Annotated in this window: 18 protein-coding genes; 4 read left to right on the forward strand and 14 right to left on the reverse strand. The window is 59.3% G+C overall.

Translation table 11 applies throughout. The annotated features are described in order from the left end of the window. Window positions 1-31: 31 nt before the first annotated feature. From AC0IXH_RS17910 to AC0IXH_RS17930, 5 genes are all read right to left on the reverse strand, one after another. Entirely contained in the window at window positions 32-985 is a 954-nt protein-coding gene (locus AC0IXH_RS17910) for a sugar kinase (protein ID WP_013204548.1), read from the reverse strand. 3 nt (window positions 986-988) lie between these two features. Then, entirely contained in the window at window positions 989-1738 is a 750-nt protein-coding gene (locus AC0IXH_RS17915; protein ID WP_013204547.1) for a sugar phosphate isomerase/epimerase family protein, read from the reverse strand. Between the two features lie 148 nt (window positions 1739-1886). Beyond that, complete coding sequence (locus AC0IXH_RS17920; protein ID WP_013204546.1) at window positions 1887-2921, reverse strand: LacI family DNA-binding transcriptional regulator; 1035 nt, start codon at window positions 2919-2921, stop codon at window positions 1887-1889. A gap of 230 nt (window positions 2922-3151) precedes the next feature. Then, complete coding sequence (locus tag AC0IXH_RS17925) at window positions 3152-3814, reverse strand: OmpA family lipoprotein (RefSeq protein WP_013204545.1); 663 nt, start codon at window positions 3812-3814, stop codon at window positions 3152-3154. A gap of 110 nt (window positions 3815-3924) precedes the next feature. Beyond that, entirely contained in the window at window positions 3925-4488 is a 564-nt protein-coding gene (locus tag AC0IXH_RS17930; protein WP_346568294.1) for a DNA-3-methyladenine glycosylase I, read from the reverse strand. 204 nt (window positions 4489-4692) lie between these two features. Between AC0IXH_RS17930 and AC0IXH_RS17935 the strand changes: the two genes are divergently transcribed. Then, window positions 4693-6636, forward strand: a complete 1944-nt coding sequence (locus AC0IXH_RS17935; RefSeq protein ID WP_471721159.1) for an autotransporter outer membrane beta-barrel domain-containing protein — start codon at window positions 4693-4695, stop codon at window positions 6634-6636. A gap of 10 nt (window positions 6637-6646) precedes the next feature. Here the strand turns inward: AC0IXH_RS17935 and AC0IXH_RS17940 are convergent, their stop codons facing one another. From AC0IXH_RS17940 to fdnG, 8 genes are all read right to left on the reverse strand, one after another. Further along, complete coding sequence (locus tag AC0IXH_RS17940; protein WP_013204542.1) at window positions 6647-7312, reverse strand: DUF1345 domain-containing protein; 666 nt, start codon at window positions 7310-7312, stop codon at window positions 6647-6649. Continuing rightward, complete coding sequence (gene selB, locus AC0IXH_RS17945; RefSeq protein ID WP_471720780.1) at window positions 7312-9147, reverse strand: selenocysteine-specific translation elongation factor; 1836 nt, start codon at window positions 9145-9147, stop codon at window positions 7312-7314. The genes AC0IXH_RS17940 and selB overlap by 1 nt, the downstream gene beginning before the upstream one ends. Next, entirely contained in the window at window positions 9144-10523 is a 1380-nt protein-coding gene (gene selA, locus AC0IXH_RS17950) for an L-seryl-tRNA(Sec) selenium transferase (protein ID WP_471720781.1), read from the reverse strand. Before selA ends, selB begins: the two co-directional genes overlap by 4 nt. 17 nt (window positions 10524-10540) lie before the next feature. Further along, window positions 10541-11152 (reverse strand): glutathione S-transferase, encoded by a 612-nt coding sequence (locus AC0IXH_RS17955; protein WP_013204539.1) that lies wholly within the window; start codon window positions 11150-11152, stop codon window positions 10541-10543. 84 nt (window positions 11153-11236) lie between these two features. After that, complete coding sequence (fdhE, locus tag AC0IXH_RS17960; RefSeq protein WP_013204538.1) at window positions 11237-12160, reverse strand: formate dehydrogenase accessory protein FdhE; 924 nt, start codon at window positions 12158-12160, stop codon at window positions 11237-11239. A 165-nt stretch (window positions 12161-12325) separates the two neighbouring features. After that, window positions 12326-12949, reverse strand: coding sequence for a formate dehydrogenase cytochrome b556 subunit (fdoI, locus tag AC0IXH_RS17965; RefSeq protein ID WP_105760527.1), 624 nt, complete (start codon window positions 12947-12949; stop codon window positions 12326-12328). Next, window positions 12946-13842, reverse strand: coding sequence for a formate dehydrogenase subunit beta (gene fdxH / locus AC0IXH_RS17970; protein WP_013204536.1), 897 nt, complete (start codon window positions 13840-13842; stop codon window positions 12946-12948). Before fdxH ends, fdoI begins: the two co-directional genes overlap by 4 nt. 28 nt (window positions 13843-13870) lie before the next feature. Continuing rightward, window positions 13871-16918 carry a formate dehydrogenase-N subunit alpha gene (fdnG, locus tag AC0IXH_RS17975; RefSeq protein ID WP_471720782.1) on the reverse strand — a complete coding sequence of 1016 codons (3048 nt, stop codon included), beginning with the start codon at window positions 16916-16918 and terminating at the stop codon, window positions 13871-13873. Window positions 16919-17069: 151 nt separating this feature from the next. Between fdnG and fdhD the strand changes: the two genes are divergently transcribed. Continuing rightward, entirely contained in the window at window positions 17070-17888 is an 819-nt protein-coding gene (fdhD, locus tag AC0IXH_RS17980; protein ID WP_346596001.1) for a formate dehydrogenase accessory sulfurtransferase FdhD, read from the forward strand. Between the two features lie 8 nt (window positions 17889-17896). On the opposite strand, the gene AC0IXH_RS17985 is transcribed toward fdhD, so the two are convergent. After that, window positions 17897-18673, reverse strand: coding sequence for a DeoR/GlpR family DNA-binding transcription regulator (locus AC0IXH_RS17985; RefSeq protein ID WP_013204532.1), 777 nt, complete (start codon window positions 18671-18673; stop codon window positions 17897-17899). Between the two features lie 174 nt (window positions 18674-18847). Between AC0IXH_RS17985 and AC0IXH_RS17990 the strand changes: the two genes are divergently transcribed. Together AC0IXH_RS17990 and sodA are read left to right on the forward strand one after the other, a co-directional pair. After that, complete coding sequence (locus tag AC0IXH_RS17990; RefSeq protein WP_471720783.1) at window positions 18848-20188, forward strand: aspartate aminotransferase family protein; 1341 nt, start codon at window positions 18848-18850, stop codon at window positions 20186-20188. Between the two features lie 196 nt (window positions 20189-20384). Continuing rightward, a complete protein-coding gene (sodA, locus tag AC0IXH_RS17995; protein WP_041692466.1) occupies window positions 20385-21002 on the forward strand; it encodes a superoxide dismutase [Mn] in 618 nt (205 codons plus the stop codon). The last annotated feature ends 190 nt before the right edge of the window (window positions 21003-21192 follow it).

A 21192-nucleotide genomic window follows, 5' to 3' on the forward strand; every position in this document is an offset into this window, starting at 1 on the left:
TTATGTTGCCGGCTCTGGCAGTGGCTAAGGGCTAGAAATCGCCCAGTTCAGCGCGCGTTGGTAACCCTTCGCTGTCGCCGATCACCTGAATCGCCAGTGAGCCGATTTTGTTGCCGCGACGAATCGCTGCGGGCAACGGTTTTCCTTCCAGTAACGCGCTGATCACCCCGACGGCAAAGCCATCGCCTGCGCCGACGGTGTCCACGACCTTCTCCGTTTTGATTGCCTCGACCTGGCCTTTTTCGCCCGCTGAGGTTTTATACCAGGCGCCGTCGCAGCCGGTTTTCACAATCACCGCTTTGACGCCCATATCGAGGTAAAAATCGGCAATGGCTTCCGGTTGATCGTAGCCGGTGAGTATTTTGCCTTCGCTGATACCGGGCAGCACCCAGTCGGCAAAACCGGCCAGCGTGTTCAGCTGTTTGGCCATTTCGCGCTCGCTCGGCCACAGCACCGGGCGCAGATTCGGATCGAAAGAGATGGTTTTGCCCATCTGCTTCATCTCCTGCGCGGCGTGTTTAGACAGCGCCAGCGAGGAGGCCGAAATTGCCGCCGACACGCCGCTTAAATGCAGGTGGCGCGCCGAGCCAAAATAGTCGCGGTTGAAGTCATCGACGGACAGATGGCTGGCGGCGGAGCCCTTGCGGAAATATTCCACCAGCGGATCTGAGCCGTCATCCACTTTTGATTTCAGCTGAAAACCGGTGGCGTAACGGGCATCGGTGGTCACCTGGCGATGATCCACGCCCTCTTTTTCCAGCTGTTGCAAGGTGAAGCGGCCAAACGAGTCGTCACCGACGCGGCTGACCCAGCCCACCTTCAGTCCGAGCCTGGCGAGGCCAATCGCCACGTTCAGCTCAGCACCGGCAATACGCTTCACAAAGCGTTCGGCCGCCGCCAAATCTCCGGCTTCGGTGGCCACAAACATCGCCATCGCTTCACCAATTGTCACCGCATCCAGCGTGCCGTTGTTATGCAGACTCATCGCTTAATCCTCTTTCAACAGGTCAACGTAGTGGCGGGTGACGGCAACCAGATCGTCGCCTTCCAGTGGGAATTCAATGCCGCGCGGCACCTCGCGCGGTAACAGCGCCAGCGTTTCGCGCCACAGGTTATCGGCATCATCCAACGCCACAGCCTGCCAGGCGTGACCTTTGCGCGCGGCGGCTTTAACGTGGATATACGTGACGTAAGGGCTGAGGCGCTGGGCCGCGGCGATGGGCTCATCGCCCACCCACAGCCAGTTGCCCATATCGAAGGTCAACCCGCTGTCGGCGCGTGCTTCGCCACCGTCCCGGGCATAGCCCTCAAGCGCAGCCAGCGTGCCGCAATCGGTCTGATCGTTCTCAACCACCAGCTGGACAGGCTGACCTGCCAGCTTTTCGCGCAGTGCGGAAGCGTCAAAACCACATTGATAGTGCCCCAGCGAATATTTTAGTCGCTGGGCGTTTAATTGCTCAGCTTCGACCAGGTGACGATCGAGGTGCGGATTAAGCTCACCCTGTTCGGTAAACAGCGCTTCCGGCACCGAATAAAAGGCGGTCAGGCGCGCATCGGCAATGGCTTTGCCGAGTGCCGGCAGCGATTGCAGCTCTTTATCGCTGAACAATTCACGGCGGATCTCCACGCCATCTGCACCCGCTGCGGCGACGATCGGCACGACCGCCTGCTGGCCGCCGAGTGCGGCAATTTTTTCGCGACCATAGGCCGCGGTGACGACTATCACTTCTCTTTCCATCGGGTCCTCCAGGCACGGGATGGCCTTGGCGTTATAAAAACGTTAAATGGAACCGGTTCCAAAGCAAAGGGGCAGAGTGTCGTTTTATGATCGCGCTCACGATGTGAACAGGATTTTGGCGGGAATGGTCTGAAAAAGCCTGAGGGGATCAGGCTTTGTTGTGCAGTAAGGTCGTCGATCCGCGAACAATCAGCTCGCCGGAGAACACGCAGTCATTCGGTGGCGAGGTGTCGCCATCAATGCGGCGGATCACCTGTTCCAGCGCGGAATAGCCGATCTGCCAGGTCGGCTGCTTAAAGGTGGTGATGCCGACGCCGGCCAGCTCTGACCACTCCAGCTCATCAAAGCCCAGCAGGCCAATGTGCTCACCCCAGTTGAGGCCAAGGCGCTTCAGCGAACGGGCAACCTGCAGCGTCAATGCGCCGTTAACCACCATCACCGCGCAACGTTTTTCCCCGTGCTGCTGCCAGAAGGCGTGCAGAACCCGATCCATGCCGGCGCTGTCGGTGAGGGCGACTTCCGCTTTTTCGGCAAGGCGGTCGGGGTGCTGTGCCATGGTGTGTTGAAAGGCGCGCAGGCGTTCGTGGCGGGTGTTGACCATGCCCAGCGGCTCGGTCACAAACAGAATGGCCTGATAATCCTGTCCGATCAGGTGAGTGGTGACCTCGGTCGCCGCTTCAGCGTTGTTCAGACCGACCACATCACAGGGGAAATCAGGAATTTTTCGGTCAATAAGCACCATCGGCAAAAAGGATTGCTGAAGCTGGTTCAGCGCTTCTTCGCGCATCCCCACCGCATTCACCACAATCCCCTCGACCTGATAACTGCTCAGCAGGTTGAGATAATGCTGCTCCTGATCGACCTCGTTGTTGGTGTTACACATCAGCAAGGTAAAGCCCTGCGCGCGGCAGGCAGCTTCAATGCCACACATCACATCGACCGAATAGGGATTGGTGATATCGGCAATAATCAGGCCGATTAAGCGGGTGCGGCCGCGTTTGAGCCCGCGCGCCATCTGGCTTGGGCGATAGTTGAGCTCGGCAATGGCGGTTTCAATCCGCTGCTTTAAATCCGCCGACAGGACGTTCTGCTCGCCGTTCAGATAACGCGAGACGCTGGTCTTCCCGGTCTTTGCCGCTTTAGCGACGTCGCTGATGGTGGCTCGTGCCGCCTTGCGGTTCATAGCGATCCTTAAAACTGTCACAGTGAAGAAAAACGACCTTTCAGCCAGTACTGGCCTTGTTACCCTAAGATAGCCCGGAATTGCCGAAAGCGGATCGGGCCATCATAAAGCATAAGCGCCGGCGCGCCCATCTTTGCGCTTCGGCCCGTGGAATGCGGTTGTGAAAGGGAAGTGGCTTGACGGAATAGGGGGAATTGCCGGGCTAAACGCGCCGCCCGGCACGGACAAACTTACTGCAGCGGGCTGAGGGTGATTTCCACGCGACGGTTCTGCGCTTTGCCTTCAGCGGTGCTGTTAGAGGCGACCGGATTATCCGGGCCCATTCCGCTGGTGCGCACGCGATTCGCGGCCACGCCCTGGGTGATCAGCGCGCTGCCGACGCTGTCCGCACGCTGCTGCGACAGGGTCATGTTCAGCTGACGGGAGCCGGTGCTGTCGGTGTAGCCCGCCACGTTAACCGCGGTTTTTGGATACTCTTTCAGTACCATCGCCACGCCGGTCAGGGTGTTGGCGCCCGCCGGTTTCAGCGTACTGCTGCTGCTGTCGAAGGTGACGTTATTCGGCATATTCAGCACGATATTGTCGCCCTGACGGGTAACGCTGACGCCGGTACCCTTCATTTTGTCACGCAGCTTGGCTTCCTGCACATCCATATAATAGCCCGCACCACCGCCGAGCGCCGCACCGGCCGCTGCGCCAATCAGCGCGCCTTTACCACGGTCCTTTTTCGAGGATGACAGCATGCCGACACCCGCGCCCACGGCCGCCCCAAGGCCAGCACCAATACCAGACTTACCTGCTTCGCGCTCGCCGGTGTACGGATTTGTCGTACAGGCTGACAGGGCGATCGTACCGCTCAAAACCAGAGCAAGAGTCGTAAAACGCGTCTTCATCGGGATTCCTTTTCAATTGCAACGGCGGGCAAATTTGCCCGTAAAACGCCGATTATGCCGAGGAATTTGCAAAAAATAACGGTGCTTTGGTCTTAAAGTGTAAAGAGACGCTACTTCAGGTTATCCGGGTGACAAAAACAGCCGGTAACATGATCGTTAATCAGCCCGCAGGCCTGCATAAATGAATAACAGGTGGTGGTACCAACAAATTTAAAACCTTTCTTTTTAAGGGTCTTTGAAAGCGCATCAGAGACCGGGCTAAAGGTCGGTGCGGTGCGATAATCGGCATGTCGGTGAATTTGCGGCGCGTTATCGACAAAATCCCAGATAAAGGTGTTAAAGGGTTCGCCCCGGGCTTCCATTGCCAGCAGCGCGCGGGCATTGGCAATAATTGCCGCGATTTTGCCGCGATGACGAATAATGCCGCTGTCCTGCATCAGGCGTTCAATGTCGTCCTCATTCATCAGCGCCACCGCCTGCGGATCGAACTGATGGAAGGCGTTGCGGTAATTTTCGCGCTTTTTCAACACCGTCAGCCACGACAACCCGGCCATTTGCCCTTCCAGACAGAGCATTTCGAACAGCGCCTGGCCGTCGGTGATCGGTACGCCCCACTCGGTATCGTGGTAGGCAAGATAGATCGGATCCTGTGAAACCCAGCCGCATCGCTGCATGGTTAAATTTCCTTATGAAGTTGACCGAAAAATAATCACCGCTGCCTTGACGTTATCGCGTTCCAGGCAATAGTTAGTGACAGGTTGACCAGTAAATAAATTCAATAATACGCGCACTCTTATCGATTTTAGGCTCTTTTCTGGAGTCATTTCATGTCAAAGAAACGGTATGGCACACGCTATCTGGCCTTTGGGGCAGTGTCGATGGCGTGTTATCTCTGTGCAAGCAGCCCGGCCCTCGGCTGGGATCAGATTTATGTCTTTGGCGACAGCCTGAGTGACAGCGGCAACAATGGCCGTTACACCTGGGATGGCAGCCAGCATCCGCTGTACGACGATGTGCTGGCGGCCAAAATTAATCAATCTCTGCGCCCTTCCGATCGCGGCGGGACCAACTACGCCGCCGGTGATGCGGTGGCGGTGGCGGCGCTTAATCCGGTCGATAATACCGCCGACCAGGTGCAGACTTACCTCGCTGCCAACGGGGGCCGGGCCGATGCGGATGGCCTGTATGTCCACTGGGTTGGCGGTAACGATCTGGCGGCCGCTGCCCTCAATCCCATCTCGGCGAACGGTATTGTCAGTACCAGCGCGTTCGCGGCGGCTAATCAGGTTCATGCGCTGCTGACCGCCGGCGCCAACACGGTCATTGTGCCCACCGTGCCCAATATTGGCGCCACGCCGGCGCTGCTGGCGGCGGTGATCCAGGCCGGCCTCGCACCCGTCGCTAATTCGGCGCTGACCGCCGCGTTTGCCTCGCTGAACAGCCAGACTACCCTTAATCCCGATGCCCGCAACCAGGCGATCAAGCAGGCGTTGACCGCCGCGGCCGGACAGCTCACCACGGTCAGCGTGTTGCAGGATGCGATCGCCGACCAGCTGTTTGATGCCTGGCAAGCCCTCAGCGCGCAGGCCAGTGCGTTAACCGACAGCTATAACCAACAGGAAGACGCGCAGCTGGCCCGTCAGGGTGGCAACATTGTCCGGGTTGATATCAACGGGTTGTTTAACGAAGTGCTGGCCGATCCGGCGCACTATGGCCTGAGTAACACCGCCGGCATGGCCTGTCCGCCGGGCGTGTCTGCAGCGCTGTGCAGCTCCTCAACGCCGGGCTTCTCCAGCCAGCAGGCGTTTCTGTTTGCTGACCGTCTGCATCCCAGTCCTGCCACCCATTTGCTGATTGCCGATTACATCCAGTCGGTGCTCGATGCGCCTGCGCAGGTGGTGGCGCTGAATCAGGCGACGCTGGCGATGTCCCGCGATGCGCGCGCCACCCTCGACAGCCATCTGCAACAGCAGCGCCACGGCGAGTATCCGCAGGGCGCGTTCAGCCTGTATGGCGGCTATGCTGGCCAACACAATGACTATTCCGGCAACCTCGCCGCCGGCGATGGCGATGCCACCACGCATAATCTGACGCTGGGCGTGGACTACAAGCTGACCGACACGCTGCTGGTGGGCGCGCTGGTCTCCGGCTCTAACGACTCGCAGCAACCGACGCCAGATTATGAGTATAAGATGCGCGGCTGGCTGATTTCGGCCTACAGCGAGCTGTCGTTCTTCGATAACGGCTGGGTGAATACCGACGCGCACTATGCCTCGGCCAGTTACGACAGCATCAAGCGTCGCCTGACGCTGGGGCCCGCCACGCGAACCGAAAGCGGTGAAACCAACGGCACCCAGATCGGCGCGAGAGTCACCACCGGCTGGGACTTCCCGGTCGGCACGCTGCTGACCACCGGCCCGGTAGCGCAATACGCGCTGGATTACAGTTCGGTGGACGGCTATCAGGAGCAGGGCAACAGCAGCACCGCCATGCGCTTTGATGATCAGAACTATCACTCACAGATTGGTGCGCTGGGCTGGCGGGTCGATTCCCAGCTGGGCTGGCTGAACCCGTGGGCGGAGGTCAGTTATAACCACCAGTTTGGCGATAACGTCTGGCGGGCGGGCGGCGGACTGAAATCCACCCAAACCTCGTTCACCCGTGATACGGCAGAGCAGGACAGCAACTGGGTGGATGTCACCGTCGGTGCCCATATGCCGCTGGGGGATTCGGTGGCGGCCTTTGCCTCCGTTTCCCAGACCGGCGGGCTGAGTTCCGGGGAACAGTTTATGTATAACCTCGGGGTCAGCGCACGCTTCTGAATTTAAATGGTCAGCTGAGCAAGCCTGCGGCGACGTTGATCGACAGGCCCAGGATGGCCAGATTAAACAAGAACGATAACACCGCCTGCAGGGTGGTAATGCGGCGAACCCGGGTATTGCCGGTGGAGACATCCGCCGTCTGCGCGGCCACCGCGATGGTGAAGGCGTAGTAAATAAAATCCCAGTAGCCTGGCTGCTCGGGTTTTTCGGGGAACAGCAGCGTTTTTTCGCCTTGCCCCTCTTGCTGGTAATACAGGTGGGCATAGTGCATGGCAAAGGCGGTCGGCAACAGCGACCAGGAAACCACCAGCGTGGCGGCGGTCAGGGCAATGTGGCCGGCCTGCTGCGCCTGCGGCAGATGCTTAACGGCCGTCAGCTCAAACAGAATGGTCAGCAGGCTGACCAGGCAGGTCAGGCACACCAGGGCCAGCACGGTGCCGGCGCTTTCATCCTGTTCGCGGGCGATATGGGCAATCCGATCGGTTGGCGTTCTTAACAGCAGCCACCAAAGGAACAGCAGGTACAGCCAGGCGAGCACGTTCCAGCTGACCAACAGCCTCTGCACCAGCGGCTGCTGCCCCGGTAAAAAGAAAAAGCACACCACGGCCAGCACTAAGGCCACCAACAGGCGGGGACGGGCGTGATAGTAGTGCTTCAGAACGTGCAGTGTTTTCATTAAAGGAACATCCCGGCATCCCTGAGTAAATGGTCGTTGCCCTTGCGACGGGTAAAGCCGCTGCGGTCGAAAAACTCCAAAATCTGTACGGCAAGCTTGCGACCCACGCCAAGGCTGTCGCGGAAATCCGCCGCGCTGGTGGCGTGTCCTTCTGCATCACGCTGGCGGATCATATCGGCCAGCGCCTTCATCTGTTCGCTGAGGAAATAGCGGTCTTTCACAATCGCGGTGATGTACCCGGCCTGGGCCGCCTTGCGCAGCACCTGCCGCATACGTTCTTCGTCCACGGCAAGGGTGGTCGCCAGATCCCTGACCCACCAGGCGTTATGGGCAAACAGCGGCTCGCACTGCTGCCAGAGCGCGGCTTCGTCCGGCTCAAACTGAATACTGAAGCCGTCAAGATGCAACCAGCCCCGGTTATTGCTGAGTTTACCGCTGGCCGACAGGCGATCGATTAACGCCAGGCCAACGGTGTCGGGCAAGTTGGGCAGCGCCATGCGGCGCAACCGGTCACGGCCAAGACCGGCCCGATCGCCGTTATTCTGATGGTACTCCGCCAGCGTCAGTAATACCTGCTCCTGCCACATTTCTGCCGTGTCGCTCAGCAGCAGAGTGTCACCGGCCTCAACCGGCGCAATCGTTGCCACACAGGCGGCCAGCGCCGCCGGCGTTAACTGCCGGGCCCAGCTTAGCGCTTCTCTGCGGCACGGCTGGGCTTTCAGGTACAGCGCAATCGCCTGCGGATCCTCAGCAGACTGTGCCAGCTGATGTAACCAGCGCAGATAGTCCGGCTGACGCTTGCCACGCCGCCTCGGCGTAAGCTGCACCACGCGGGCGCCCGCCAGCGTCTGTTGTGCGCTGATATCGCGCAGGATAAGCCGATCGTTATCGGCCAGCCACAGAGGTTTATCCAGCACCAGCTCCGCCAGCGCGCCTTCCAGCAGTGAAATCCGGCCGGTGATATGGCTGGCGGCATGATGCAGATGCAGCGGCTGTCCCTGGCGCAACGGCGGGTGGCTGCTCAATTCGACAATAACGCGATCGAAAGCCGCTTCAGGCGGGGATTCCAGCAGCCAGTCACCGCGTGAGATATCGCTTTTTTCCACGCCGCCGCTCAGATTAAGGGCGATGCGCTGGCCGGCATACGCCTGTTCAACCGGTTGATTCTGCGCATGCAAGCCACGAACCCGTACCGCTTTGTTCAGGCCGGTCAGCCACAGCTTATCGCCGACCTTCACCGTGCCGCTGAGCGCGGTGCCGGTCACCACGGTGCCCGCGCCCTTGACGTTAAACGCCCGGTCGGTGGCCAGACGGAAAGTTTTGCCTGCGGCTCTTTCCCTGTCGGGAAGCTGGCTGAGGTGCGCAGCCAGTGCCGGAATGCCCATCCCGGACTGGGTGCTGGTGATAAACAGATCGATCGTCCAGCCCATGTCGTGCGTCAGGGCGGTGATGTCGCCACTGAGGGTTTGCAGCCGGGCTTCGTCAACCGTATCCGCCTTGGTGAGGGCGACGGTCAGGGCCGGCACCGCGCTGAGCTGGAGGATCGCCAGGTGTTCCAGGGTTTGCGGCATGATGCCGTCGTCGGCGGCCACCACCAGCAATGCGCGATCCAGTCCGCCGATGCCGCTCAGCATATTGGCGAGGAATTTTTCATGGCCAGGAACATCGATAAAGCCGATTACCCGACCGTCCTGCTGCGGCCAGTAGGCGTAGCCCAGGTCAATGGTCATTCCCCGGCTTTTCTCTTCCGGCAGGCGATCGGCATTCACGCCGGTGATCGCTTCCAGCAGCGCCGTTTTACCGTGGTCGACGTGACCAGCAGTGGCCATAATCATAACGAAATCATCCTGATAAACAGTTCTTCATCTTCCAGGCAACGCAGATCCAGCCAGAGTTTTCCGGCGGAGAGACGTCCGGTGATCGGCACCTCGCGTTTTCGCCAGTTGGCGGCCAGCTGCTGCAGGCGGCTGCCGGAGCCGTCGTGCGGCGTCAGGGTCAGCGCAAAGCTGGGCAGGCGATCGACGGGAAGCGATCCGCTGCCGATCTGCGATAAACAGGGCGCGATCTCCACCAAAAAATGCGCGCCACAGGCCTCACGCAACACCGGCAGCAGGCGCCCGGCCTGTTCGGCAATCGAGTGTGGCGTGCGGGTTAACAGGCGCAGCGTGGGGAGCTGAACGGCCAGCGTTTCCGGCTGCAGATAGCGCTGCAGCGTGGCCTCAAGGGCAGCCAGCGTCATTTTGTCGACCCGCAGCGCCCGCTTCAGCGGATGTTGCTGAAGCCGGGCGATCAGCGCTTTCTTGCCGACGATAATGCCGGCCTGCGGGCCGCCAAGCAGCTTGTCGCCAGAAAAACTCACCAGGCTGACGCCATCGGCAATCAGCTGCTGCGGCATCGGTTCCGCCGGCAGGCCGTACTGGCTGAGGTCAATCAGCGAGCCGCTGCCGAGGTCGACGATCACCGGCACACCGCACTCTTCGCCCAGCGTCGCCAGCTCGCTTTCGGCGACCGAGCAGGTAAAGCCGGCAATCTGATAATTACTGGTGTGGACCTTCATCAGCAGCGCGGTATTTTCCGTCAGCGCCTGGCGGTAATCCTTCAGGTGCGTGCGGTTGGTGGTGCCCACTTCGGTCAGCGTGCAGCCCGCCTGCTTCATCACGTCGGGAATGCGGAACGCGCCGCCGATTTCGACCAGTTCGCCGCGGGAGACCACCACCTCTTTACCGGGTGCCAGCGCGGCCAGCATCAGCAGCACGGCGGCGGCATTGTTATTGACGATGCAGGCGTCTTCCGCCCCGGTCAGCTGGCACAGCAGCTCAGCCAGCGCGCGGTCGCGATGCCCACGCTCGCCTTCTTCCAGCGCATACTCCAGCGTCACCGCCGAGCGCATCACCTGAGTCACCGCCGCAACGGCCTCTTCACACAGCAATGCGCGTCCCAGATTGGTGTGCAGCACCGTGCCGGTGAGATTCAGCACCGGCTTGAGCGCCGTGCTCTGTTGCCGTTGCAGGCGAGCCGCGGCGGCCTGCGGCCAGTCGCTGCACCAGGCGGGAAGCTGTTGCTGCGCCAGAATCTGCTCGCGGGCTTCCTGTTGCAGGGCGCGCAGGGTGTCGGTGGTTTGCTGATGGCCATACTGAACGCGCAGAGCCTGCATGGCAGGCTCCCGAAGCAGGCTATCGATGGCGGGAAGCTGACTGAATAGTGTCTTCATTACGTCCGTATAATGGATCAGGCGGTTGGAGGAACGGTACGGGCAAAGCTGTCACGGGCGAACATCTTCTCAGCGAGTTTGATTAGCGCCGGTCGCTCAACGCACCAGCCCGGCACAATCCGGCGGAAGTTGAGGAAGCCGATCAGGCAGGCGGTGGCGATATCGGCCAGATTCAGCGTGTCGCTGTTGAGCACCGTGCCTTTTGCCGCTTCGATTTCCAGTGCATCAAGCCCGCGCTGGATCTTCTCACGCTGGCGCAGCAGCTGCGCTTCCATCTGAAACTCGGGCGGACGCATCTGTTCACGCAGCAAAATCACCGCCGCATCGCCAATGCCGTCAGCCAGCGCCTCCAGCTGAAGCACCTTTAACGCCGCCAGCTTATCGCGCGGCACCAGTGCTGGCGCAATGTCCATCTGTTCCAGATAGGCGGCAATGATATGCGAATCGTACCAGGTTTCGCCGGGGCTGGTCACCAGCGCCGGGATTTTTCCCAGCGGATTGTAGCCGGGCACGTGGCTCTCATCAGTCCAGGGATTTTCGTTAATGAATTCAAACGTGATGCCCTTTTCCAGCATGATGACGGAAATCTTACGGACAAAAGGGCTGGTATAGGTGCCAATCAATTTCATTACGCATTTCCCCTGTGGCGCCGACGGGTGTCGGCCGGAGTGGACAGATAGCATCGCTGGCGCAGGTGGCCCCAGCGGCTGCCGTTATTCTCCCGGAAAAAGGAAGGGATTCAAACTGCTACGTGAAAAACCTTCCTGCTCCATACGGGCGTCGAGGATCAGGGTGGCCAAATCGTCCGCCACCGGCTCAACGGCCGGATCTTTTTCCTGATAGAGCATTTTCACGTAAGTGCCGCAATCGCCGCAGCTTTCCGCTTTAACCGGTGCCACTTCGGAGTCCAGTGACCAGTAGTGCAGGTCACGGGTCTGTTCGCAGTTGCTGCATTTTGATCGCACCACATACCATTCGCTTTCGCACAGGTTGCAGTGCAGATAGCGCAGGCCGCCCTGGGTGCCCATATGCACCACGCTGGCCACCGGCACGCTGGCACACACCGGGCAGAACTGCCGCTGTTCGCCGTATTCTGCGTGGGCTTTGCCAGGAATAAGTGCCGCCATCTGCGCCCAGTACAGCGACAGCGCCGCCCAGATAAACGGTGATTTATCGCTGCTGACCTGGGAAAATTCGTTAGAGAACAGTGCGCTGGCCATGGTTTCCAGCTCGGTCGCCGAGGCTTTTTCCAGATTCTCCAGCGAGGCCAGCGCCTGACCGGTCATCTCGGGCTTCATTTCGGCAATCAGCGAGTGCAGCAGGCGCTGCCAGTGGTGATCGCGCGGCAGGGTGTGGATATCCAGCGGCGGCTTTCCGCTGGCTGCCGTCGCCAGCAGTCGGGCATGCAGGTCCATCTGCAAAGGATGATCGTACAGCACGATTTCCTGCGCACTGGCCACCACCGCCGCAAAGCGTAAGTAGTCACCCAGCGGATTTTTCTCTGCCAGTTCTCTCAGCCGGGCTGCGCGTCGGCTGTATAAATTTTTCAACCTGGGGAAAAGTAACGGCGGAATAAAATCCGCCGCATTTTTGTCGCTTTTCTCCAGCTGCTCCTGCGGGATTATGCGAATAGTCATCAGTCTCTTTTCCTGTGGTGAGGATATCTGCCCAGAATACGCATTTCTGTTCGGAATTATAGCGCCCGGTATCACCCCGATCCTTGTTTTGGGAAATTTTAAGCCATTTTTCTGCCCGCGTCCGGGGTGCACCGGCACCCCGGTTCTGCCAGCAACGGGCTGATTTCAGGGTTTATTCTTTCTGATTTGGCGATACCAGCGCGGGTGATGTTTTTTTGCCCAGGCCGGCGTTACCCAGCCCTCAACCATCGCGGTGATGGTGCCTTTCACCCACAGCGCCGCGTAGATATGCACCATGATGACCATAATTAACACCACCGCCGAGACGGAATGGACCACCAACGCCAGGCGGATGATGGGGATGGAGAATGCGCCGGCGAAATAAGGCCGCCAGATGACGATGCCGCTGGCTAACAACAACAGCAGGCTGACGATCGCCGCCCAGAACACGCATTTCTGGCCGAAGTTATAGCGGCCGGTATCCCCGACCTCTTCATTTTGCGCCACTTTACGGATGTTCTTTGCCCACTCCAGATCGTCGCGCTCAATCAGGTTATCCCGCCAGTAGCGCAGGAACATCAGCAAGAAGGCGGCAAACATAATCACGCCGATAAACGGGTGAAGAATGCGCGCCAGCTGCGGCGTGCCGAGAACATGCATCAGCCAGTTAAAGGACGGGAAGAAGAAGCCGAGCCCACTGAGTGCGGCAAACACAAAACAAAACGCCACGATCCAGTGGTTAATGCGTTCCGGCGCGCTGTAACGCTGAATGCGGTCGCGCTTTCTCATTGGTCTTCCTCCCTGTCGTGCAGGTTATCGTCGTCATCTTCCACCCGATTCGGCCCGATGCCGACGTAGTGGAACACGCTGGCCGCGAAGGTGGCGGCAAAACCAATCGCCGCCAGCGGTTTCCAGATCCCCTTCCAGAAGGTGACCGCCGGGCTGATCGACGGGTTTTCCGCCAGGCCGTGGTACAGCTGAGGTTTGTTGGCGTGATGCAGGACATACATCACGTGGGTGCCGCCGACGCCCTCCGGATCGTACAGCCCGGCATGGTCGTAGCCGCGGCTGTTCAGTTCGGTCACGCGCTCTGCGGCAACCTGCTTCATCTCCTCTTTGCTGCCAAAGTGGATGGCACCGGTGGGGCAGGTTTTCACGCAGGCCGGTTCCTGACCGACGGTGACACGATCGACGCACAGCGTGCATTTATAGACGCGGTTGTCCTCTTTATTCAGCCGTGGCACATCGAACGGACAGCCGGCAATGCAGTAGCCGCAGCCAATGCACTGCTCGGACTCAAAATCGACGATGCCGTTGGCGTACTGAATAATCGCGCCTTCGGACGGGCAGGCCTTCAGGCAGCCGGGATCGGCGCAGTGCATGCAGCCATCTTTGCGGATCAGCCACTCCAGCCTGCCGTTCTCCTCCACCTCGGAAAAGCGCATCACGGTCCAGGATTTGGCGGTCAAATCGGCCGGGTTGTCGTACACCCCGACGTTATGCCCGACTTCATCGCGCAGGTCGTTCCACTCCGAACAGGCAACCTGACAGGCCTTGCAGCCGATGCAGGTGGTCACGTCGATCAGTTTCGCCACTTCCAGCTGATGATCGCGCGCCTGCGGGGCAGGCGTGAAGCCGTTGGTGGCGGAACGACGAATAATATCCTGTGATTGATAAGCCATAATCGTTCCCCTTAGCCAGCTAATGTGGCTAAGCCTTTTCTACGTTAACCAGGAACGCCTTGAACTCCGGCGTTTGCGTGTTGGCATCGCCGACAACCGGCGTCAGGGTGTTGGCGAGGAAGCCTTTTTTCGCCACGCCCTCAAAGCCCCAGTGGATAGGAATGCCGATGGTATCGACCGGTTTCCCGTCCACGGTCAGCGTTCGAATACGCTTGGTGACCACCGCCTTGGCTTTGATATAGCCGCGGTTTGAACTCACCTTCACCGTGTCGCCCGCCACAATTCCCAGCCTGCCCGCCAGCCCCTCACCGATTTCGACAAACTGTTCCGGCTGCGCAATGGCGTTGAGCAGCGAATGCTTGGTCCAGAAGTGGAAATGCTCGGTCAGACGGTAGGTGGTGCCGACGTACGGGAATTTGTCCGCTTTGCCCATCGCCGCCAGATCGTCCTTAAACACGCGCGCGGCCGGATCGGACACCACCTTGGGATGCAGCGGGTTGGTGCCCAGCGGCGTTTCGAACGGCTCGTAATGTTCCGGGAACGGCCCTTCCGCCATTTTATCCAGCGCGAACAGGCGTCCCATCCCTTCCGGTTGCATGATAAACGGCCCGACATCGCTGCCCGGTGCGGCGGTGCTGTAGTCCGGGATATCCTGCCCGACCCACTTCGCGCCATCCCAGTGCAGCAGCGCCCGTTTCGGATCCCAGGGCTGGCCCTGTGGGTCCGCAGAAGCGCGGTTATACAGGATGCGGCGGTTTAGCGGCCACGCCCACGACCAGTTCAGGGTGTTGCCCAGCCCGGACGGATCGGTGTTGTCGCGCCGCGCCATCTGGTTGCCGTCTGCGGTCCAGCTGCCGGCAAAGATCCAGCAGCCGCTGGAGGTGGAACCGTCATCACGCAGCAGGGCAAAACTGCCCAGCTGCTGGCCCTTTTTCGCCAGCAGCGTGCCCTTGTCGTCCATCAGATCCGCCAGCGCCTTGCCGTTGCTTTCCATCGCCACTTCTTCTGACGCCGGATTGTCCGGCGTGAGATAGTTCCAGCTCATGTTCAACACCTGCTCCGGCAGCGCGCCGCCCTCTTTGGCATACATCTCGCGCAGGCGCTGATAAATCCCGGAGAGGATTTCACCGTCATTGCGCGATTCGCCAGGGCCATCCGCCCCTTTCCAGTGCCATTGCAGCCAGCGGGCGGAATTGACGATCGAGCCGTTCTCTTCCGCAAAACAGGTGGACGGCAGGCGGAACACTTCGGTCTGGATCTGCGACGGGTCAACGTCATTAAATTCGCCGTGGTTCTGCCAGAAGTTGGAGGTTTCGGTGTTCAGCGGATCGATGGTCACCAGGAACTTCAGCTTCGCCAGCGACTGCACCACCTTGTTTTTATTCGGGAATGACGCCAGCGGGTTGAAGCCCTGGCACAGGTAGCCGTTGACCTGGCCCTTTGACATCATCTCGAAGTACTGCAGCACGTCGTAGCCTTTGTCCCACTTCGGCAGCCAGTCGAAGCCCCAGTTATTCTCCTTCTGTGCCTTATCGCCGTAGAAGGCCTTCATCATGCTGACGAAGAACTTTGGATAGTTGCTCCAGTAGTTCACCTGGCCCGGCAGCGTTGGCTTCGGCGTATTGGCGGTCAGATAGGTTTGCAGATCGGCCTGTTTTTCTGACGGCAGCGTCATATAGCCCGGCAGGCTCTGCGACAGCAGCCCCAGATCGGTCAGCCCCTGGATATTGGAGTGGCCGCGCAGGGCATTAATCCCGCCGCCGGCCATTCCCATATTGCCCAGCAGCAGCTGAACCATCGCCATGGTGCGAATGTTCTGCGCGCCTACCGAGTGCTGCGTCCAGCCGAGGGCATAGAGGAAGGTGGCGGTGCGATCTTTGGCGCTGGTTTCCGCCAGCACCTGACAGACGTAGAGGAAATCGGCTTTCGGCGTGCCGCACAGCGATTCCACCACCTCCGGCGTGTAGCGGCTGACATGTTCTTTCAGCAGGTTCCACACGCAGCGCGGGTGGGTCAGCGTCGGGTCACGTTTGGCAAAGCCGCTCTCGTCCAGCTCGTAGTTCCAGCTGGTTTTATCGTACTTGCGGTTGGCTTCGTCGTAGCCGCTGAACAGCCCGTCGTCGAAGTGGTAATCCTCACGCACAATCAGGCTGGCGTTGGTGTAAGCCTCAACGTATTCGCGCTGGATCCTGTTGTTGCTGATCAGGTACAGCAATAAGCCTGACAGGAAAGCGATGTCAGTACCGGAGCGGATCGGGGTATAGAAATCGGCAACCGACGCGGTTCGGGTGAAGCGCGGATCGATCACAATCAGTTTGGCCTTGTTATGGATTTTGGCTTCCATCGCCCAGCGGAATCCAACCGGATGCGCTTCAGCGGCGTTGCCACCCATCACAATCACCACATTCGCATTTCGAATATCAACCCAGTGGTTGGTCATCGCACCGCGACCGAACGTTGGAGCAAGACTTGCTACCGTAGGTCCGTGTCAGACGCGTGCCTGGTTATCGACGGCAAGCATGCCGAGCGAGCGGGTTAATTTCTGCGTTAAATAGCCGGTTTCGTTGCTGGAGGCGGACGCACAGAGCATCCCGGTGCTCAGCCAGCGGTTGACCGTGGTGCCGGCGGCGTTCTTCTCGATAAAGTTGGCGTCGCGGTCGGTTTTCATCAATCTGGCGATGCGATCTAACGCCTCATCCCAGCTGATGGGTTGCCACTTATCGGAACCCGGCGCGCGGTAGGAAGGGGTTTTCAGGCGGCTTTCACTGTGGATAAAGTCCAGCAGGCCAGCGCCTTTCGGGCAGAGCGCGCCCCGGCTGACCGGGTGATCCGGGTCGCCCTCAATGTGGAAAATCGACTCTTTGGCGTTTTTTGCGCCGTCACCCAGGCTGTACATCAACAGCCCGCAGCCAACGGAACAGTAGGTGCAGGTGTTACGCGTTTCACGGGCGCGCAGCAGCTTGTACTGGCGCGTTTCCGCCAGCGCGACCTCGGGCATAAAGCCGAGCATCGCCGCCGTGGTTCCTGCCATCCCACCCGCGCAGATTTTGAAGAAGCTTCTTCTGCTGACATTCATGGTGTCATTCCTGTTTCGACAGTGCTCAATAAGTTTTGCGATAAGGCGGTCACAGGTTCAGAATCTTTAGAATCTTTTCTGAACGCTTGTGGTTAAAACATTACCACAGTAACTATGTGGTCGTAGTCCGTGGGATGGGTTTCAGGTGAATATGAGCAGTAAATGTGACGAGATTGTGAGTGAGATCGCAGGGCTGAGCCAGGTCGAGGTGCGGCAGCGTCGATCGCTGGACACTCCGGAGCCAGACTGGCTGGCGGATGAGGTGCCGGTGGCGCTGGTGTATAACGGCATCTCGCATGTGGTGATGATGGCGACGCCAAAAGACCTTGAAGCCTTCGCCATTGGCTTCTCGCTGTCGGAAGGGATTATCGCCTCGCCGGCGGATATTTACGGCATTGAGATCCAGCCGTCGTGCGGCGGCATTGAGGTGCAGGTTGAGCTCTCCAGCCGCCGGTTTATGGGGCTGAAAGAGCAACGCCGGGCGATGGCGGGACGCACAGGCTGCGGCGTGTGTGGCGTGGAGCAGCTGGCGGAAATCGGCAAACCGCTGCAACCGCTGCCGTTCAGCCAGACCTTTGAAATCGCCCGTCTGGATGAGGCCTTATCTCAGCTAAAAAGTTTCCAACCGGTGGGGCAGCTGACCGGCTGTACGCATGCTGCGGCCTGGATCATGCCCGACGGCAATCTGGCAGGCGGCTGCGAGGATGTGGGTCGCCATGTGGCGCTGGATAAGCTGCTGGGGTTGCGATGCCAGCAGCCGGGCTGGCAACAGGGCGCGGCGTTAGTATCGAGCCGGGCAAGCTATGAGATGGTGCAAAAATCCGCGATGTGCGGCATTGAGATCCTGTTTGCGGTCTCTGCGGCCACCAAACTGGCGGTTGAGGTCGCCGAACGCAGCAACCTGACGCTGGTCGGCTTCAGCAAACCGGGCCGCGCCACCGTCTACACCCACCCGCAAAGACTGATCTGACTTCCGGCTCAGGCCAGCACCACCTCGGGCAGCGCTTTTTCCAGCGCCGCAAACGCCGGAAGGCTGGCCGCGCCGCTGTCGGTAATCAGCGCAGTAATGTCCTTGATCGCCGCATAATTCATGCGGCTGGTCAGCCCCAGTTTGCTGTGATCGGCCAGCAATATCAGCTGCGTGGCCTGCTGCGCCATCGCCCGCGCAATCGCCGCTTCGTGCGGATGAAAACTGCTGGCGCCATTTTTCGCCTCGATACCCACCGGCGACATCAGCGCCACATCGGCGCGATACCGGAAGATTTCGCCGACGGTCAGCTCACCGCGCGTTTCCTGCGCGCCAGCCAGCATGCTGCCACCCAGCAAAATCACCGAATTATTCAGCGTCTCATGCTCTTCGGCCGCCGACAGCTTCAGCGCCGCATTCAGGCTGTTAGTGATGATGGTCAGGCCGGACATGGTGCGCAGCTCTTCCGCCAGCATGGTGGTGGTACTGCCTGCATCGAGAAACAGGGTTTGCCCCGGCTTCAACCGCTGCGCGGCGGCGCGGGCGATGGCACGCTTTTCCCGCGCGCGGACCTCGCTGCGGACAGTCAGCGGCGGCTCGGGCTCGGCATCCAGCGCAATCAGCCCACCGTGCACCCGCCGCGCCAGCCCGAGGGCTTCCAGCTCGATAATGTCTCTGCGGGCGGTTTCCCTGGAAATCCCCAGCTCCCGAATGATCCGCTCGGTACTGACGTGATTTAATGTGGTCAGCAGCGCGCGAATGCGATGTAAGCGGGTTTCCTGCAGCATAGTGGTGTCCTTTTCCAATGGGGATGGGCATAGCCTAACCGACATCGCCGGTCGCTGCATGTGTATTTTATTGTATTTGTGTATTTGGTTGCATTTTGGCAAAAACTTGCCATGATGAAGGTATCCGGGCGCACGGGTTGCCCGTTCATTTCTCACTTCGCAACGGGAGTTATCATGGCTACACGTTCGACCATCATGGACACCAACAGCTTTCGCGCCGAGCATGCCGACGGCCTGGACGCTGATGTACGTAAACTGACCGATAAACGCAGCAAGGTGCTGGGTGAATCTTACCGTCTGTTCTACCGTAAGCCGGTCCATCTGGTGAAAGGTGCGGGCCAGTATCTCTGGGATGCCAACGGCGATAAATACCTCGACGCCTATAACAACGTCGCCAGTATTGGTCACTGCCATCCGGCGGTGATCGACGCGGTTTACCAGCAGATGCAGCAGCTGAACACCCATACCCGCTACCTTCACGAACGTATCCTTGATTACTCCGAAGAACTGCTGGCGACCATGCCATCTGAAATCGACCGCGCGATGTACATGTGTACCGGTTCAGAAGCCAATGACCTGGCGATCCGCGTTGCCCGTGCGCACAGCGGCGGCACCGGCATTATCGTCAGCCAGGAAGCCTATCACGGCACCAGTGACTTAACGTCTGGCGTCTCGCCCGCGCTGGGCACCGGTCAGCCGCTGGCGACCACTACCCGGCTGGTGTCCCCGCCCGATCGTTATCGCGTCACCGCGCCCGATCTGGGTGACTGGTTCGCGGCTGAAATTCAGAAGCAGATTGATGATATGGCAGCCAACGGCATCAAGTTTGCCGGCTTCCTCGCCGACTCCATTTTCTCCTCTGACGGCGTGTTGCCGGGGCCACAAGGCTTCCTGAAGAAAGCGGTGGACGTGGTGCATAAAAACGGCGGGATCTTTATTGCCGATGAAGTGCAGCCAGGTTTCGCCCGTACCGGCGATGCGTTCTGGGGCTTTGCCCGCCATGGCGTGGTGCCGGATATCGTCACCACCGGCAAGCCGATGGGTAACGGCATTCCGGTGTCGGCACTGCTGGCCAAAAGCGATGTGCTGGCCTCCTTCAGCGACGATATTCCGTACTTCAACACCTTCGGCGGTAACCCGGTGGCGATGGCGGCGGCGCAGGCGGTGTTGAAAGTGATTAAGGAAGAAGGGCTGCAGGAACACAGCCGCGTGGTCGGCGAGAAGCTGCTGCGTGAACTGCTGACGCTGAAAGACAAATACGAATGCGTCGGCGATGTGCGCGGTGCCGGGCTGTTTATCGGCTTCGAGCTGGTGACCGATAAAACCAGCAAAACGCCGGACAAACAGCTGGCGCTGGATGTCACCGAGAAGCTGCGTGAAAACCGCGTGCTGACCTCGGTGGCGGGGCCGTATGGCAATGTGCTGAAACTGCGTCCGCCGTTGGCGTTCCAGGAGAGCGATATCGACTGGCTGGTTGGCGCGTTGGATAAATCGTTGGCAGCATTAGGGAAATAAAGCCTTAGACCGTTTGGTTTTATCCCAGCAGGGAAAGGGCATAAAAGCGCCGCTGCGCCTGCTGCGCAGTAAACCCTTATAAACGTCGGGGCATTGATAACCCTTTTACGGATCGTTTATTTAACTATAATGATCCGACTGCTTACGCGGTGCTAACAGAAACAGCGCCGCCCACCATTAAATGGAGATGATGAACATGAGTTATTCACTGCCATCCTTGCCTTACGCATACGACGCACTGGAACCGCATTTCGACAAGCAGACGATGGAAATCCATCACAGCAAACACCACCAGGCTTACGTCAACAACGCCAACGCGGCGCTGGAAGGGACTGAGTTTGCCGATCTGCCTGTTGATGAGCTGATCGCTAAACTGGATCAGGTTCCTGCCGATAAGAAAGCAGCACTGCGTAACAACGCAGGCGGCCACTCAAACCACAGCTTCTTCTGGAAAGGCCTGAAAACCGGCACAACCCTGAGCGGCGACCTGAAAGCGGCTATCGAAAAAGATTTCGGCAGCGTTGACGCGTTCAAAGCTGAATTCGAAAAAGCGGCAACCACCCGTTTCGGTTCTGGCTGGGCGTGGCTGGTTAAGAAAGGCGACAAGCTGGCCGTTGTTTCCACAGCAAACCAGGACAGCCCGCTGATGGGCGAAGCGATCTCTGGCGCATCCGGTACCCCAATTCTGGGTCTGGACGTGTGGGAACACGCCTACTATCTGAAGTATCAGAACAAACGTCCTGATTACATCAAGGCGTTCTGGGATGTGGCTAACTGGGATCAGGCGGCAGCGCTTTTCTCAGCAGCAAAATAAATCCCCGCCACGTTAATTCGTGACGATAAACCGACGGAGTCCGCTTCGTCGGTTTTTTATTGCCTGCTAATTAATTAGAGTTCCTGTTCATTCTGCGCATTCCCCCGGCGAACAGAAGATTCGCCTGCCGCTGGCCTGCCTGGCCGTTAAAGTCCTCGCCCTGCCGTACCGATAGGTAAAACTGTTAAGT

The organism is Erwinia sp. AC075, assembly GCF_979253995.1.